Source organism: Phocaeicola sp. RTP21359st1_B8_RTP21360_211022, from assembly GCF_040911965.1.
Lineage (GTDB): Bacteria > Bacteroidota > Bacteroidia > Bacteroidales > Bacteroidaceae > Phocaeicola > Phocaeicola vulgatus.
The window spans coordinates 1-17,587 of the sequence record NZ_JBDFXP010000066.1; the positions used below are offsets into that span (position 1 = coordinate 1).

A 17,587-nucleotide genomic window follows, 5' to 3' on the forward strand; every position below is an offset into this window, starting at 1 on the left:
CTGAGCGAAGTTAGGACTTGCCCGATTTTTTTGCAAACACAAAAAAAGGCCGTCTCATTTTGAGACAGCCTCTTGTTGGTATATGGGAAGAATAGTTTTTCATTTCTTCAGTACCTTCTTTATCAACTCTATAAACTCTTTTCCGTATTTTTCTTTCTTATATTCGCCAATACCATTGATGTTGCCGAATGCTTCTATTGTTGTAGGTTGTTGGGTGGCGATCAGGTGCAAAGTCTTGTCGGATAAAACAATATAGGCAGGTATAGCTTGCTGGTCCGCCAGCTTTTTACGCAGTATACGTAACTCCTCGAACAAGTCCTTGTTTTCATTACCAAAAGTAACCGGAGTGGGAAAGAGTACCTCTTCCTTGGCTTTCTTTTTGCGTTTTTCCTTAGCAGGTACGAATTCTTCCCGTTTAATGACTACCAGCATGGCGGATTCTTTGCCGAACAATACTTTTTGCCCGCTTTCAGTTATTTTGAGGTGATTGTTCTCATTATAGGCTATTTCGAAATATCCTAGATTCAGCATTTGCAGCAGATAATCTTGCCAGTCGCGTGCGGGAATATCTCTTCCTGCGGCATATGTTTTCAGTTTGTCATAACCTTTGTCAATCAGTTCTTGGTTTGCTGACCCTTTCAATATGTCTATTAACATGTGAGTACCTATTTGTTGGTTAGTTCGGGCTATTGCACTCAAAGCTTTTTGTACAATGATTGTTCCGTCAAAGCGTTCGGGGGGATTACGGCACACATCACAGTTGCCACAATCATGGTCCATGGTTTCACCAAAATAGTTCAGCAGGATACGCCTCCGACAGATATCCGATTCAGCATATTGTTGCATCCGGTGTAATTTCTCTAAGTTAATTTCCTGCTGGCTGCTTTCTGTAGCGAATTTGGAAAGCATAACCAAGTCTCCCAGTGAATAGAACAGCAAAGTATCACTTTCCATACCATCACGCCCGGCACGTCCTATTTCTTGATAGAAACTTTCTATGCTTTTAGGAAGGTTATAATGAATAACCCAGCGTACATTGGATTTATCAATTCCCATCCCGAAAGCAATAGTGGCGCACACCACCTGTACACGATCATTTATGAAATCATTTTGTGCCTTATCACGCATATCGCTGCTTAATCCTGCATGATAAACGGTTGCACGGATACCTTGTTTCATCAGCATTGCGGCCACATTTTCTGTTTTGCTGCGGCTCATGCAATAAATGATACCACATTCATTTTTGTGTTTTTCTATGAATTCAAGAATAGTCCGCATCTTATCCTTTTGTTGGTAGCCTCTTTTAACTTCCAAACTCAGATTGGGCCGATCAAAGGAAGATATGAATATTTTAGGATCTTTCAAGGCCAATTGTTGTACAATGTCTTTTCGGGTTATTTTGTCAGCTGTAGCAGTCAATGCTACAATCGGTACTTTGGGAAACTGATTACGTAATACCTTTAATTGGGTATATTCAGGCCGGAAATCATGTCCCCATTGTGAGATGCAATGAGCTTCATCAATGGCAAATAAAGAAATTTGAATATCTTTCAGCAGGAAGTTTGTTTCTATAAGTAATCGTTCAGGTGAAATATAAAGCAATTTGATTTTTCCTTGAAGACATTCGCGACGTAGATTTATATTTTCTGTTTCATTATTGCTGCTGTTCAGTGCCCGTGCTGCAATTCCGTTTGCTTGTAAACTTTCCACCTGGTCTTTCATTAAAGAAATAAGGGGTGAAACGACAATGGCCGTACCTTCCATCAGTAAAGCCGGTAATTGATAACAGATGGATTTTCCTCCTCCTGTAGGCATTAATACCAAAGTATCCTTTTGAGCTAATATATTTTGAATAATATCTTGCTGTAAAGGACGGAAACTATCGTATCCAAAGTAGTTTTTTAGAGTTTGGAACATATCTGTTTGTTATTTTAAAATGTAATCGGTTACAAAGGTAGTAAAATCTTTAGATTTGGTAGGAATCTCTGCCTAATAATAGTAAATAAGATATACTTTTATTCATAATTCATTTGTTTTGAAATTATTGCTTAAAAGAGAGGTTGGTTATTGTAGATTGGACAAATAAACTTTTTTGCCACTTAAAAAACAAAGTGTTGTGATTATTTAAGAAATAAATTAAGCAAAAAAAGTTGCATATGAAAAAAACTTTTCCCACATTTGTCCAAAATTAGATATTTGCATTTATATAACTAACCAAACAACGAAAAATTAAAAGAAAAATTAACTGATGAGCGACGTGGAAAAAAAATCAGAAACCCAGGAAGCGGCTCCTAAGAAAAAACCGTATAACCTGAGAGAAAAGAAAGAGAAAAAGGCTGCTTACAGATCTCTGATTAGAGCAGAACTTGCCGATGAATTGTATGATAAGATTTTGAACATTGTAGTTGTTCAGAAAAAGTACAAAGACCCTAATTATTCAGCAAAAGACTTGGCGAAAGAATTAAAGACAAATACTCGTTATTTGTCAGCTGTAGTGAATTCCCGCTTCGGAATGAATTATTCTTGTTTGTTGAATGAATATCGTATTAAAGATGCTTTGCATCTTTTAGTTGATAAACGCTATATGGATAAGAATGTGGAAGAGATCAGTGCAATGGTAGGTTTTGCTAATCGCCAATCTTTTTATGCTGCGTTTTATAAGAATGTGGGTGAGACTCCTAATGGCTATCGTAAGAGAAATCAAGAAAAGAAATAAGAGCATAATTTGCTACATTATAATTAAGAAAAAGGAAAACAATTGTTTTCCTTTTTTTGTTTCGGCTCACGAATTATGTATCTATAAAAAACGTTAATTGTAGAAATGAAACAGGTTGGTTGCAATGAAGTAGATAAAAGCATGAATGAAATGGAGGAATTTGATTATACGGTTGAACAATTTGCCGACTTACAGTTACTTCGATATAAAGTGTATGGATTTGAAGAACTGAGTTTGAAACAAAAAAAGTTGATTTACTATTTGTCACAAGCTGCTTTGCAAGGCCGTGATATTTTGTTTGATCAGAATGGCAAATACAATTTGCTTATTCGTAAAATGTTGGAAACCGTATATACAGAGTATCAGGGAGATCGTACAGATGTGAATTTCGTCAATTTGGAAACTTATCTGAAACGCATATGGTTTTCTAACGGAATTCATCATCATTATGCTTCAAATAAGTTCGTACCAGGTTTCACTCCGGAATTTTTTAGGGATGCATTGAATAGTGTGGATGCATTGAAGTTACCTTTGGGTAAAGGGGAAACAGTGGAAGAACTTTGTGAAGAAGTCTTTCCGGTGATTTTTGATTCTGAAATGATGCCTAAACGTGTGAATCAGGCAGACGGGGAGGATTTGGTCCTGACTTCGGCTGCAAATTATTACGAAGGGGTAACCCAGAAAGAAGCGGAAGATTTTTATCATAATTTGAAGAATCCGGATGATATGATGCCGGTAATGTTTGGTATGAACAGCCGTTTAGTAAAGGAGGACGGAAAAGTACAAGAAAAGGTCTGGAGATCTGGAGGATTGTATGGGCAAGCCATTGATAAGATCATTTATTGGTTGGATAAGGCTCTTGGTGTGGCAGAAGATGCACAACAAAAAATAGTTATCGAAAAATTAATTCGATTTTATAAGAATGGGGACTTGAAAGATTTTGATGAATATTCTATTGCGTGGGTGAAGGATTTGGATTCACGCGTGGATTTTGTTAACGGCTTTATTGAAAGTTATGGAGATCCGTTAGGACTGAAAGCTAGTTGGGAGTCCATTGTGAATTTTAAAGATCTGGAAGCAACCAAGCGCACGGAAATCATCAGCGCTAATGCTCAATGGTTTGAAGATCACTCACCTGTAGATCATCGGTTTAAAAAAAAGGAAGTGAAAGGTGTGTCGGCCAAGGTGATTACAGCCGCTATGCTGGGGGGGGATTTGTATCCTGCTACAGCGATTGGGATTAATCTCCCTAATTCCAACTGGATTCGTAGTGTGCATGGTTCTAAGTCTGTAACCATCGGAAATCTGACTGAAGCCTATAATAAAGCGGCTCATGGTAATGGATTTACAGATGAATTTGTTTGCGGTGCCGAAGAGAAAGAATGGATAAAGAAATATGCAGATCTTACAGGGGATTTACATACTGATTTGCATGAATGTTTGGGGCACGGTTCTGGTCAGTTGTTACCGGGAGTAGATCAGGATGCTTTGAAAGCGTATGGATCTACGATAGAAGAGGCACGTGCCGATTTATTCGGTTTGTACTATCTGCCGGATGACAAAATGGTAGAGTTGGGGCTTACACCGGATGGAGATGCCTTTAAAGCAGAATATTATACTTATATGATGAATGGTCTGATGACCCAGTTAGTCCGCATCGAGTTAGGTAATATGGTAGAGGAAGCACACATGCGTAACCGCCAGCTCATTGCGCGGTGGACATTTGAGAAAGGTGCTGCAGATAAGGTGGTTGAACTGGTTAAGAAGGATGGGAAAACGTATGTGAAGATAAACGATTATCAAAAATTGCGCACTCTGTTCGGACAGTTGCTGGCTGAGATACAACGCATTAAAAGTGAAGGAGATTTTGAGGCTGCCCGTAAATTGGTCGAAAAGTATGCGGTGAAAATAGATCCGGTTTTGCACGCCGAGATATTGGCACGTTATGAAAAACTTCATCTGGCTCCTTACAAAGGTTTTGTAAATCCTGTATATGAGGCCGTGACAGATAAGGATGGAAATATTATAGATGTAAAAGTATCTTATAATGAAGGTTACGCGGAGCAAATGTTACGTTATAGCAAAGAATTTGCGAATCTTCCTTATAGAAATGAATAAGAATAAATATGGATGTACACGAAACAATAAAGGACATAAAGGGGCAATTCCGTTTGTTTATGAATGGGGTGGTTTCCCAAAGTATGCGTGAGAAGGGATTAGACTATAAACTGAATTTTGGCATCGAACTTCCGCGTTTGAAAGAAATAGCTGCTCGTTATGAAAAAAATCATGAAGTGGCGCAAGCTTTATGGAAAGAAAATATCCGTGAATGTAAAATTCTGGCGGGAATGTTACAGCCGGTAGAAACATTTTATCCGGAAATAGCTGATATATGGGTAGAAGATATGCGCTATCCTGAAATAGCGGAACTGACTTGCATGAGTTTGTTCCAATATTTACCTTATGCTTCGGAGAAGGCTTTTGAATGGATGGCCGATGAGCGTGAATATTTTCAGTTATGTGGCTTTATGCTGATGGCAAGGCTGTTGATGAAGGGAAATCAGCTGACTGAGCGTTCGGAAGCTGAATTTTTGGATCAGGCAATGGTCACTTTACAAAGCGAGGGAGTGCTGCCCCGCAAAGCAGCTGCTACTGCTTTGAAGAAGTTTGCCGTTCAAAGCAAGGAAAATGGCAAAAAGGTGAATCGGTTGTTGGCTCCATTAACCAAATCAGATAAGGTAGAAATAGCTTCTTTGGCTGGAGAAATAAAATTAGAAACAGAATATTGGCATTAAACTTTCATGTTATCATAAAAAGGCTTAACTTTGACGGCGGAACTGAAATCTGTGATGGAAGAGAATGTGAAAGATAAGGTAAAGCAGATCTTGACAGAATATCTGCAGGTTAACGGGCATCGGAAGACACCTGAACGATATGCTATACTCGATACTATCTATTCCATTAAAGGTCATTTTGACATTGATACGCTTTATAATTATATGGCAAATGAAGGAAAATTCCGGGTAAGCCGGGCTACTCTTTATAATACCATCATTCTTTTTATCGATGCAAAATTGGTTATTAAACATCAGTTCGGCAATTCTTCCCAGTACGAGCGTGCGTACAACAATGAAACCCATCATCACATGATATGTACGGAATGTGGCAAAGTGACCGAATTTCAGGATGAGAATCTGAAACAAGCCATTGCCAATACGAAACTGAAGAAATTTCATGCCTCGCACTATTCCTTATATATCTATGGTGTATGCAGCAAGTGTACTTGGGCCAAGCGTAGGAAGAAAAAAGATAAGTAACATAAAACGAAGAAACATGAAAGTAGATGTCTTGTTAGGTTTGCAATGGGGTGATGAAGGCAAAGGAAAGGTTGTCGATGTTCTGACTCCCCGTTATGATGTGGTAGCTCGTTTCCAGGGAGGTCCGAATGCAGGTCATACACTGGAATTCGAAGGCCAGAAATATGTGCTCCGTTCCATTCCTTCCGGAATATTTCAAGGAAATAAAGTAAACATTATTGGTAATGGTGTGGTACTGGATCCGGCTTTGTTCAAGGCTGAGGCTGAAGCTTTGGAGGCTAGCGGACACCCCCTGAAAGAACGTTTGCACATTTCAAAGAAAGCTCATTTGATTTTGCCTACTCACCGCATTCTGGATGCTGCTTATGAAGCTGCTAAAGGAGATGCCAAAGTGGGAACTACCGGAAAAGGTATAGGTCCTACTTATACTGATAAAGTGAGTCGTAACGGTGTACGTGTAGGTGATATCCTTCATAATTTTGAAGAAGTGTATGGAAAGGCAAAGGCACGTCACGAACAGATCTTGAAAAGTCTGAATTATGAATATGATATAACCGAACTGGAAAAACAATGGTTGGAGGGTATCGAATACCTGAAACAGTTCCATTTGGTGGACAGTGAACACGAAATAAACAATCTTCTGAAGTCGGGTAAGAGTGTGCTTTGTGAAGGTGCGCAGGGAACGATGCTTGATGTTGATTTCGGTTCTTATCCTTTTGTCACTTCTTCAAATACCATTTGTGCCGGTGCTTGTACCGGTTTAGGTATCGGTCCTAATAAAATTGGTAATGTATACGGTATCATGAAAGCGTATTGTACCCGTGTGGGGGCAGGTCCTTTCCCTACCGAATTGTTTGATGAAACTGGTAAGAAAATCCGCGATTTAGGTCATGAATATGGTGCGGTGACAGGTCGTGAACGTCGTTGTGGCTGGATTGATCTTGTAGCTTTGAAGTATTCTATCATGGTAAACGGGGTGACTCAGTTAATTATGATGAAGAGCGATGTGTTGGATGATTTCGAAACCATCAAAGCATGTGTGGCTTATAAAGTAAATGGTGAGGAAATTGATTACTTCCCTTATGATATTAGTGAGGGACTGGAACCAGTATATGCTGAGCTTCCCGGATGGAAGGCTGATATGACCAAGATGACCAGTGAGGATGAATTCCCGGAAGAATTCAATGCGTATGTCACTTTCTTGGAAGAACAGCTGGAAACCCCGATCAAGATTGTTTCGGTAGGTCCTGATCGTGATCAGACTATTGAACGCTATACGGAAGAATAATAGAGAAGAATCTTATAAGATAAAAAAGAGATACTGTTTTCCTTTGGAGTCAGTTTCTCTTTTTTTTGTATACATCTATCTGTTTCTATGTATATTTGATAAAATTGTAACATCTATAATGATACCCATGTAAGATAATATATCTTTCGTCTTTATCGTCTATATCTTTCCGGCTGCTATTCAAGATGTGTGTGGAGCATCAATTGTGCATTATTGCGTATTATTGTGTCAAATCGCGTCAAATCGCGTCATTCCGTCTGGGCTTCTTTCTATATTTGTCATCAATAAAAAATATCGATATGGCATTACAAACAACCGGATTGGAATTTTTCTACCTGAGTGTGGATTTCTTCGAGAATGATAAAATATTGTTGGTGGAACAAGAGTTGGGCTACATTGCTTGTATTGCATTTATTGGCACGTATTTACCACAAAGGATGTCTTTGCTGTTGGAGAGAGGATAGGTGTCTGCTTTTTACTCGCAGATTGCCCGAAGGATGTACGGCCGATTATGTACAGCAAGTAGTGGATGCACTGTTGGAACGTGGATTTTTTAGTAAAGCCCAATACGAAAAAAATGGAATTCTTACTTCGGAAAGTATACAGGACCATTACTTTGAGGCGGTACAACAACGGAAGTGTGTAGAGGTGAGTACTGATTACTTGTTGATAGAGATTTCAAAATACAAGAATTTGTATGTGGATGGTAGTAACGTAGGCATTTCAACGGAAAATGTGGACATGAAAACATGAAGTTACAAAGTAAAGCAGAGCAAAAAAAGAAAAGGACTCCTCTTCATTTTGTTCTCCAGAAAAGAAGAGGATTTTTGCGGAGAAAGAGACTTTTTCTTCTATTCCTGTAGATGGAAAATGCAGAAATGCTTCCGGACCAGTTGAAGCTTTGCAGCAGTGAGGGATAGGAGATAAGATAGTAGGGTACTGTGATTATGGTGTGATAGGGCATCCGATATGGCAAATATTAGCTGATATGCGTATGTCAGGTGGAAGGTTATATCAATTGTTAGCCTTTATTGGGGCGCGCCTGCGAGTTTGACCGATTAGAATTTAGTAGATTGATAAATACTGTAATTGTGTAATAAAGAAAACGATTGATCGTTTTATGGTTCATATAAGTAGAAAATAAATAGAATATTAAATAGATAATAGCCTGATTTTTAGAGTGCTGATTATGCTAATGGTAGAGTATAAGTAGAAAGTGACTAAAAAAATATTCATAATATATTGTGTATCAAGTAGAAGGGGGAAATAATATAAGTATGGTGGACTTAATGAATAGAGGAGAACGGTAAGCATAAGTTCTTTTGGAACTCATTTTATTAATAATATTGCAAAGATATAAAATTTTATCAAAAATAAAAGAATAAGTCTATTATTTTTTGTCTATGATATTTTTTTATTCATAAGTATTGTTTAGTTGTGATATTTGTTAGATGCAAGGTAATTATTTTATTTTTAGTATAAAATGATGTGAAATACATGAAAATTGTCAAGATAATCATTTTCTTCTTCAGATATCTTGTTCCAAATAAAGTATCTTGTTTTTTATTTCTTTAACTATTTATCCTTTGTGTGAAATTACTCTTTTAACAGTTGAATATCGTTTGGAACGACTAATATTTAGGCGTTTTTTATAAGAAATGAATTCTTGTACTTTCCTCTTTTATAGAACTAAGTTCCAAAAGAACTTGGATAATGTTTAATTAAAAGAGAGTGAGTATGAAAGAAAAAGTGTTAATGTTACTAGCTTGTCTGTGGTTGGGTATCGGCTTCTCTATGGCTCAAGCGCCTAAAACAGTTGCAGGAGTTGTAACTTCTGCGGATGATGGTGAGCCGATAATAGGTGCGTCTGTTTTAGTGGAAGGGACTACTATGGGAGCAATTACGGATGTGGATGGCAAGTTTGCTATCAATAATGTTCCTACAGATGCCAAAGCGCTGATTGTTTCTTATCTGGGTATGATTACTCAGCGAGTTGGAATTCAGCGTGGTACTATTACTGTAACAATGAAGTCGGACATAAAAGTGTTGGATGAAGTGGTTGTAACTGCTCAAGGATTGAACCGTAAACAAAAAGCGTTGGGTTATTCTACACAAAAGGTGGCAGGTGAGGATCTAACTATTTCACGACAGACCGATTTGGGTAATGCTATGGCCGGTAAAGTGTCGGGAGCACGTTTTATAGGTGGTGCCAGTTCTGGTTTTGATGCAGGTACTATTATTTTGCGTGGTGCAGGTTCCATTCCTTCTTCGTCCCAGTCGGATAATCCGGCCAATGAACCTATTTATGTGGTAGATGGTGCTATCACTAACAAAAACTCTATCAATATGGATGATGTGGAAAGCATAAACGTATTGAAAGGTCCCGCGGCTACTGCCCTTTATGGTTCGCGTGGTGGTGCAGGTGCTATCATCATAACTACTAAGGCGGGACAAAGTGAGAAAGGGTTGCTTGAAGTAAGTCATACATTGCAGGCCGAAACTTACTATAATCATTTCAATATGCAGAAGCTGTATGGTGGTGGAGGATATGGAGGTACGGAAAAAGGTAACAGGGCTCAGGATATTTATGATTTGTATAGTGGTGATATTCCCGGTTTGCAAGGTGCTTATGTGTACGATTATAATGAGGACACTTCTTGGGGAGCTGCATACGATCCGGCTGTGAAATATGTCACTCCGTTGTCATTAGACGAAACCAGTGGTCATTATGGAAAACCAGCCACTTGGCAACATGGATTGGATTTGAGAGATCTTTATCGGACTGGTGTAACCAATACAACCAACGTTTCGTTTTCAAAGAGTGTGAAAGATTTTAATACCCGTGTTTCTTTCACCAATAGCTATCGTACTGGTGTGCAGCCCAATTCGGATGCTATTCGCCGTTTCTTAGGGTTCAAGACAAATTTCAAACCCACACCGTGGATGAATGTGTCATTGGATTATAAATATACTTATCGTCAGGATCATAATGCTGCCGAAAGTGGATATAACGGTTCACGTACCGTTTTGCAGGAATATACCCAATGGGGACAGACCAATGTCAATTTAAAAGATTATAAGGACTATAAACGTCCGGACGGATCATGGAGGACGTGGAATATCAACAGTGTGAATAATCAAAGTGCTGCATTCCATGATAATCCGTATGCTTTATTTCATGAATATAATCATCGCACCATTTATCAATGGAATGTATTCAGTGGTGATGTGTCTGTGGACCTTCCTTATAACTTGAAGGCAGGGGTACGCGTAAATGGTAACATACGTGGTTACAAATTGGAACGAGAACGCCCTTCAGGATCTATTAATTTCCGGTCAAATTATCGTCAGGATCAAAGCAGTTTGATTGATTTGACTGTACAAGGACGTTTAACTTGGGGACAATCATTTTTTAAAGATAAACTAACGGTAGACGCAGCTCTTTTTGCAGAAGCACGTGACTATACGTACGATAATTTATATGCATACACCAATACGAATTATGATTTGTCTTTGGACGATTACTATAATTTGGCTGCTTCATCGGGTACTATTGCTTTAGCCTATAATGAGAAAACACATTACAAAGAACGTAGTGTTTATGCCACAGCTACCATGGGCTGGGATGATACTTATTTTCTTGACGCTTCTGTTCGTAACGATATGTCTTCCACATTGAGTCCTAATCATAACAGCTATTGGTATGGTGGCCTTTCCGCTTCTGTCCTTGCTCACAAATGGGTGAATGCAGAATGGCTGAACTTTTGGAAACTGCGTGCTAGTGCGGCTCAAGTAGGTACTACGCTCAATGCTTACAATATTTATCCTACTTATTCGCTGGATACCAGTTATGGTTCACATGTTACAATGTATGAACCTTCTTCTCAGAAAAATTATAATATCGAGCCGTCTATTTCCACTTCGTATGAAATAGGTACGGAATTCCGTTTGTTCAATAATCGTTTATGGGGTGATTTCAACTATTATACCCGGGATGACAAAGATCAGATAATCTCCGTAACCTCTGCTCCGCAATCGGGGTATTCCACTCGTAAGATGAATGCTGGTTTAATTCGTAATCGGGGTGTTGAATTGAGTTTGGGCGGGATGCCTGTTTCCACTAAGAACTGGAAATGGGAAATGAATTTCAATATAGCGAAGAATAGTAATAAACTGGTGGAACTAGCTGATGGAGTGGATTCTTATTCTATTTATTGGACTTCATTCACAACTCGTTTGTATAATTATGCTATGGTTGGTAAATCACTTGGTGTGATAACCGGTAATACATGGGAACGTGATGACAATGGCAATATAATCTTCCATGAATTGAGTGCTTCGCAGAAGGCGTTGTATGGTGGTGAATATGTACCTACTTACAATCAGAATACACTAGATGAACTGGGTAACTTCCATCCGGATTTCACTGGTGGTTTTAATACTAGTATCAGTTTTAAGAATTTCCGTCTGTCGGCTAATATTGATTTCTCTGTAGGCGGACAGATTGTATCCTATACTAATATGTGGGGTAGCAGTAGCGGTATTCTTGATAAAACAGCTGAACTTAATGACCGTGGCGTCAATGTTCGTGAACCGGTAAGCAAAGGTGGTGGTATCCACATGACTGGTGTGGATCAGAATGGCAATAAGGTAGATACCTATGTCAATGCTAAACTATATTATACCACAGCTTCCCGTGTATGGGAAGAATGGGTGTATGACCGTACTTACGTGAAACTTCGTGAAGTGTCATTGTCGTATGTTTTCCCGTCACAAACTTTGAAGAAACTAAATATCGGTCTGAGTCGTGCCAGTGTGGCAATTAATGCTTCCAATCCATGGTTGATCTACTCAGCTTGTCCTAATGTGGATGTGTCTGAAATTGGTATGGGATATTTTGAAGGTGGTAATGCCGCTGCAACCCGTTCGATAGGTTTTACCGTTAATCTTGCTTTTTAAACCATAAAACGAAGAATCATTATGAAATATATTAAATTATTACTTTTATCTCTGAGTTTTGCAGCAACATTCACAGCGTGTGATATGACTGACTTTGGCGATATTAACAAAGATCCCAATGAACCGTCGGAGGCTAATACTGGTATGTTGTTTACATACGCTTGTACTTATGTGAAATACTTCTCTATGAACTCAAATTATTATTACCCGTGGACGCAAATGTATCCGGGGTATATGTCCGAGAAAAATAATAATCAGTATGGTGCGTTTGGCGGACCTACTATGAGTACAAGTTCTTATTATCTTTATCCGTTGAAGAACTGCCAGAAGATTATTGACTTTAATAGTGATGAGGCTGAAAAAGGTAAACCTGCCATTGTACAGTTTGGTGATAATGCTAATCAGATTGCGGTTGCACGTACATTGATGGGATTCATCTATATGCACCTTACAGATGCTCTAGGGCCACTTCCTTACACAGAAGCATTTCAGGCAGGTGAGGAAAATTTTACTCCGGTATTTGATTCACAGGAAACGATTTATGCTAAGTTAGATGCCGATTTGAGGGAAGCGTATAATCAGTTTAATGAAAGTGGCTCGTTGAGCACAGCCGACATCCTGTTCGATGGTGACATTCGTGCATGGAAGAAACTGAATGCTTCTACCCGTATGATGCTTGCTATAAAACTGGCAGATGTGGATCCTGCCGAAGGACGCTCGCGTTTTGCTCAAGCTTACGCTGATGGCGGTATTGAAGAAAATGCCTATAATTTGAATTATACTTTTGAGGCCAATACTGTGGGATATTTATATTATAATGGCGTAAACCATAATTATAATTTTGTTCCTAATAAGTATTATGTAGATCAGTTGAAGGAATTGAAGGACAACCGTCTGTTCTCTACTTGTTCGCTGATTCCTTTTGGCAAGACACAGGCAGAGGCGGGCGTGACGGATGAAGACCTGAAGAATTTTGATAAATACCAAGGTATGCCTTTGGGTATTGAGTCTGCAGATGTGAACACGTGGAATAAAGTCTGCTGTTTTTATAATCCTTCTCTCACACAGGTAACCTCTACTTTCCCTATTATTACTGCTTCTCGTATGCTACTTATCGAGGCTGAAGCTGCTCAGCGTGGCTGGATTCAAGCTGATCCTGCCCAACTCTATGCAGCCGGTGTGAAGGCATCATTTGAACAATGGGGAGCCGAAGGTGTTGATGAATATTTGGCACAGGAAGCAGTTGCTTATACGGGTACTGATGCTGATAAAATTAATAAAATTGCTCTTCAGCGCTGGATCAGTGGCTTCATGGCTGATGGTTTTGAGGCATGGTCTGACTGGCGTCGTTTTGATATTCCGAAACTAGAAGTCGGTCCGGTTTGTACAACGATTGATCACATCCCTTATCGCCATCAATTTGATAGCGAAATTTATCAAGGTAATCTTGAAAATTATGAAGCTGCCGTGAAAGCAGATTTGAATGGTGATGATAGCCGTGAGCAACGAGTCTGGTGGAATAGAAGATAAGATTTGAAGTATATAATTCTCTTTAAAGTTTCGTTTAAATATAGGGGACATTCTCAGTGATGAGAGTGTCTTCTTTTATTGAAATAAATCAAAAAATATATAGGATAAACGTTAGTTAAGACTAGGTAATTCATAAATTGCCTCGATGGATAGATATACGTATTGCTTTTTCTTATTGACTTTTGTTGTGTTCGGTTGGGTGGCATTTGAAGAATGCTATTGTTGGGATATTGAATTTTTATGAAGAAATTCTCCTGTTTTAAAGCATAAAAAAAGGCTATCTATCCCAGACAGCCAATCTTTTGTTAACCTTAAATCTAATACTATGAAAAACACACTGCAAAGATACGGACTTTGTTTATAATAGCAAGTTTTTAGTCTGTATTTCGCTGTTTTATAACATGCTTTATAAATATATCGCACCTTGTTAACAAATTAATTTAAAAATGTAAAGTTTTGTTTATTATGACCTTTCGGACTTTTTGTCTTATGAATGATAGAAGAGGGCAAATGAAAATAAAAGTATGTGATAGCTGTTTTTCTATTTCTTATTTTATATCTTTGATGTCACTTTACTGATTGAAAAAATAACAGTTACTTATGAAAAACAGACAGTTTATTGTATTTGCTCTTTTATTAGCATGTCCGTTGCTGTTACACGGACAGGAAACGTTTCTTTGTGGAAAAGAATCATGTAATAAAGGTTATATCCGGCATCCATGGTATGGAAAAAAGGTTGGTTATATAGGAGACTCGATAACTGATCCCAATTGTTATGGAGATAACATAAAAAAGTATTGGGATTTTTTGAAAGAATGGTTGGATATCACTCCTTATGTGTATGGAGTGAGTGGACGTCAATGGAATGATGTACCCCGTCAGGCAGAACAATTGAAAAAGGAGCATGGAGAAGAGGTTGATGCCATCGTGGTTTTGATGGGGACAAATGATTTTAATAGCAGTGTACCTGTCGGGACTTGGTTTGCAGAGAAAGAAGAGCAGGTGATGGCTGCCCGTGGTGAAACTAAAAAACTGGAAACGCGTAAAAGGCGTGTTCCTATAATGACGAATGATACGTATAAAGGCCGTATTAATATTGGTTTGAGTCATTTGAAAAAATTGTTTCCCGATAAACAAATTGTTTTGTTGACCCCATTGCATCGTTCTTTAGCGGAATTCGGCGAAAAGAATGTACAACCGGATGAAAGCTATCAGAATAAATGCGGAGAATATGTGGACGCTTATGTACAGGCCATTAAGGAAGCAGGTAATTTGTGGGGAGTTCCTGTAATAGATTTTAATTCGGTTACAGGTATGAATCCGATGATTGAAGAACAACTTATTTATTTCTATGATTCGGGGTATGATCGTTTGCATCCTAATACCAATGGTCAAGAACGTATGGCACATACATTGATGTATCAGTTACTTTCTTTGCCTGCATCATTCTGACAGTTGGACATTCATATTTTGCCTTTTTGGAAGAGTTTGTCTATTGGGGAGAACCTTCGATGTTTCGATATGAATTTGAAGAATTGAAAAAATGTTCAAGTGGCAAATTGATGTTGTTTGAACATCTTTTTATTAGTTCTTATTTACTGAAAGAGTAATTGAACTATTGATTTTGAGCAAATTTCTATATTCTTGTATCATTTTTTATGGTTTCTTTTCTTGTTTACTTTTGCCTAAATCTTTTAACTTATAAAATGTATATGAAAAACATGAAATTAAAAGTATTACTTGTTTTATGTGCTTTACTCCTGTTATCGGCTTTTATTGCTGAGAGAAAAGAGCCCATTACTATTTTTATGATTGGTGATTCTACCATGGCGAATAAAAGTCTGAAGAATGGTAATATAGAGCGTGGTTGGGGACAAATGCTTCTCGGATATTTTACGGAAGATAATCACGCTATGAATGGATGAAGTTCACTCAGTTTTATCAATGAAGGACGTTGGGATGTAGTGCTTTCTAAAATTCATAAAGGTGATTATGTATTTATTCAATTCGGGCATAATGATGAGAAATCTAGAGTCACATTACATACAGAATCCGGAAGTACCTTTGATGATAATTTAAGACGTTTTGTGAATGGAACATGTGCTAAGGGAGGAAATCCTGTACTGTTCAATTCTATAGTTCGTCGTAATTTCCCCCCCCCCTAAAGGTGTGACGGAGATAAAGGGTAGTTATGAAAAAGAAGGTCCGGTATTGGTTGATACCCATGGGAAATATCTGGAATCTCCCCGTCGGGTAGCCGGAGAAATGAATGTATCTTTTATTGATTTGAATAAATTGATCCATGACTTGGTTACCGGTATGGGAGTCGAGAATTCAAGAAAATTGTTTATGTGGATTCCTTCCGGACAATATGAATTTTGTCCGGAAGGGAAAATTGACAATACTCACTTGAATATATATATGGTGGACGTCTAGTTGCCAGGTTGGTTGTGGACGCTTTGATGGAAGAAGTGCCGGCTTTGGCAAAATATGTGCGACGTTATGATTATGTGGTGGCGAAAGATGGGAGTGGGGATTTCTTTACAGTTCAGGAAGCAGTGAATGCGGCAGTTGGTGGTGGCAAGAAAACAATATCTATACTTGTCCGTCCGGGAGTATATGAAGAGTATGTTTCTATGCCGGAATCATCGCCTCGAATAGAATTGGTGAAACAGACAGGGGCTGAGATCAGGGATAACGGGTTCACACAAGATGTTTATGTGGCACCTTATAAGGGTGACAGAGTGTGTGCTATCAGTTATCATTTGATAAGAACAGGGTAGGTACATGTACCGAACAATATCCCATCGGGGGAGATAAGTCGAAATCGACTCCTGCGTCTTTAGATAAATGGGTGGAAAGCTTGGTAAACTCCGGTAGATAGGGAGTTGGCAATGATACATGGAATATCGCAGGGATATGATGCTTTTCAAAATCCTAAAATATTGTGGAAATAAGGTAAAGGCTATGGAAAATGAAATATGGGTGGGTACATTTAGAGAGGTAGTTGCCTATACAAAAGAACGAGAAAAAAATCGCTTGAATGTGCTAGAAAACGGCTATGACATAACTCCTCATTTGATATGAATGCACAATTATTTACAGAACCACTGACTATGGTATTAAAATCTGTGGGAAACAGAGTTTAGGAGATTAGGCAAGATGGGAAAAAGCTTTTTCTAAAGAAGGATGCTGATAAGGTTCTTTTCGATTTTAATCCTTATGGAGGGATGATTCAGATTCGTTTTATCTGAGGTGTTGGATATAGTTTTAAAACTAGAATAGGGAAATCCGTTAGTCTTTATTGTAACCATTTAAGGTGTGATAATAAGATTAACGGATTTGTTTTTTGTGAATGCACAAGCAAAGGATTTGCAGGTGGAGATAATGGATGAAAATGGTAATGTGATTACGGGATTTTCCAGAGAGGATTGTAAGGAAATGAATGATTTGAACAGTACTAAACAATTGGTAACTTGGAAATCAGGTAAAAAACTTGCTGCTCTTTCAGGCAAGATAGTTAAAGTGAAGTTTTATGTTACTTGTGGCGATTTATATGCTTTTTGGATTTCTCCATGGGACACAGGAGAAAGTAGGGGATATACAGGTGGTGGTGGTCCGGGACTCAATCCTTGTGGAATCGATATTAAATAATTGATATGTGTAAAACATAGTTGTGTTACATCGTGTATTTTGTTGGTGAGGCTGTCTCAAAATGAGACGGCCTTTTTTTGTGTTTGCAAAAAAATCGGGCAAGTCCTAACTTCGCTCAGTCAG

10 protein-coding genes and 2 pseudogenes are annotated in these 17,587 nt (G+C 38.4%); 11 read left to right on the top strand and 1 reads right to left on the bottom strand.

Annotated elements, in window-relative coordinates:
* Positions 1 to 99: 99 nt before the first annotated feature.
* Entirely contained in the window at positions 100 to 1,917 is a 1,818-nt protein-coding gene (gene recQ / locus AB5062_RS21025; protein WP_005841106.1) for a DNA helicase RecQ, read from the bottom strand.
* A gap of 331 nt (positions 1,918 to 2,248) precedes the next feature.
* Between recQ and AB5062_RS21030 the strand changes: the two genes are divergently transcribed.
* From AB5062_RS21030 to AB5062_RS21080, 11 genes and pseudogenes are all read left to right on the top strand, one after another.
* Complete coding sequence (locus AB5062_RS21030) at positions 2,249 to 2,716, top strand: AraC family transcriptional regulator (protein ID WP_005841109.1); 468 nt, start codon at positions 2,249 to 2,251, stop codon at positions 2,714 to 2,716.
* A 105-nt stretch (positions 2,717 to 2,821) separates the two neighbouring features.
* Positions 2,822 to 4,834 (top strand): dihydrofolate reductase, encoded by a 2,013-nt coding sequence (locus AB5062_RS21035; RefSeq protein ID WP_005841111.1) that lies wholly within the window; start codon positions 2,822 to 2,824, stop codon positions 4,832 to 4,834.
* A gap of 8 nt (positions 4,835 to 4,842) precedes the next feature.
* Positions 4,843 to 5,511 carry a DNA alkylation repair protein gene (locus tag AB5062_RS21040; protein WP_005841113.1) on the top strand — a complete coding sequence of 223 codons (669 nt, stop codon included), beginning with the start codon at positions 4,843 to 4,845 and terminating at the stop codon, positions 5,509 to 5,511.
* Between the two features lie 30 nt (positions 5,512 to 5,541).
* Entirely contained in the window at positions 5,542 to 6,033 is a 492-nt protein-coding gene (locus AB5062_RS21045; RefSeq protein ID WP_005841116.1) for a Fur family transcriptional regulator, read from the top strand.
* A 16-nt stretch (positions 6,034 to 6,049) separates the two neighbouring features.
* Entirely contained in the window at positions 6,050 to 7,321 is a 1,272-nt protein-coding gene (locus tag AB5062_RS21050) for an adenylosuccinate synthase (protein WP_016269947.1), read from the top strand.
* Between the two features lie 357 nt (positions 7,322 to 7,678).
* Positions 7,679 to 8,074: a DUF4373 domain-containing protein gene (locus AB5062_RS21055; protein WP_032953374.1), complete on the top strand. Its 396-nt coding sequence runs from the start codon at positions 7,679 to 7,681 to the stop codon at positions 8,072 to 8,074.
* 984 nt (positions 8,075 to 9,058) lie between these two features.
* Positions 9,059 to 12,280: a SusC/RagA family TonB-linked outer membrane protein gene (locus AB5062_RS21060; RefSeq protein ID WP_032953652.1), complete on the top strand. Its 3,222-nt coding sequence runs from the start codon at positions 9,059 to 9,061 to the stop codon at positions 12,278 to 12,280.
* Positions 12,281 to 12,301: 21 nt separating this feature from the next.
* Complete coding sequence (locus AB5062_RS21065; RefSeq protein ID WP_005848889.1) at positions 12,302 to 13,810, top strand: SusD/RagB family nutrient-binding outer membrane lipoprotein; 1,509 nt, start codon at positions 12,302 to 12,304, stop codon at positions 13,808 to 13,810.
* 600 nt (positions 13,811 to 14,410) lie between these two features.
* Complete coding sequence (locus AB5062_RS21070; RefSeq protein ID WP_005848887.1) at positions 14,411 to 15,262, top strand: SGNH/GDSL hydrolase family protein; 852 nt, start codon at positions 14,411 to 14,413, stop codon at positions 15,260 to 15,262.
* A gap of 269 nt (positions 15,263 to 15,531) precedes the next feature.
* A pseudogene (locus tag AB5062_RS21075) lies at positions 15,532 to 17,064 on the top strand (pectinesterase family protein).
* Positions 17,065 to 17,155: 91 nt separating this feature from the next.
* Positions 17,156 to 17,464: pseudogene (locus tag AB5062_RS21080) on the top strand (hypothetical protein); the annotation flags it as partial.
* Between the last annotated feature and the right edge of the window lie 123 nt (positions 17,465 to 17,587).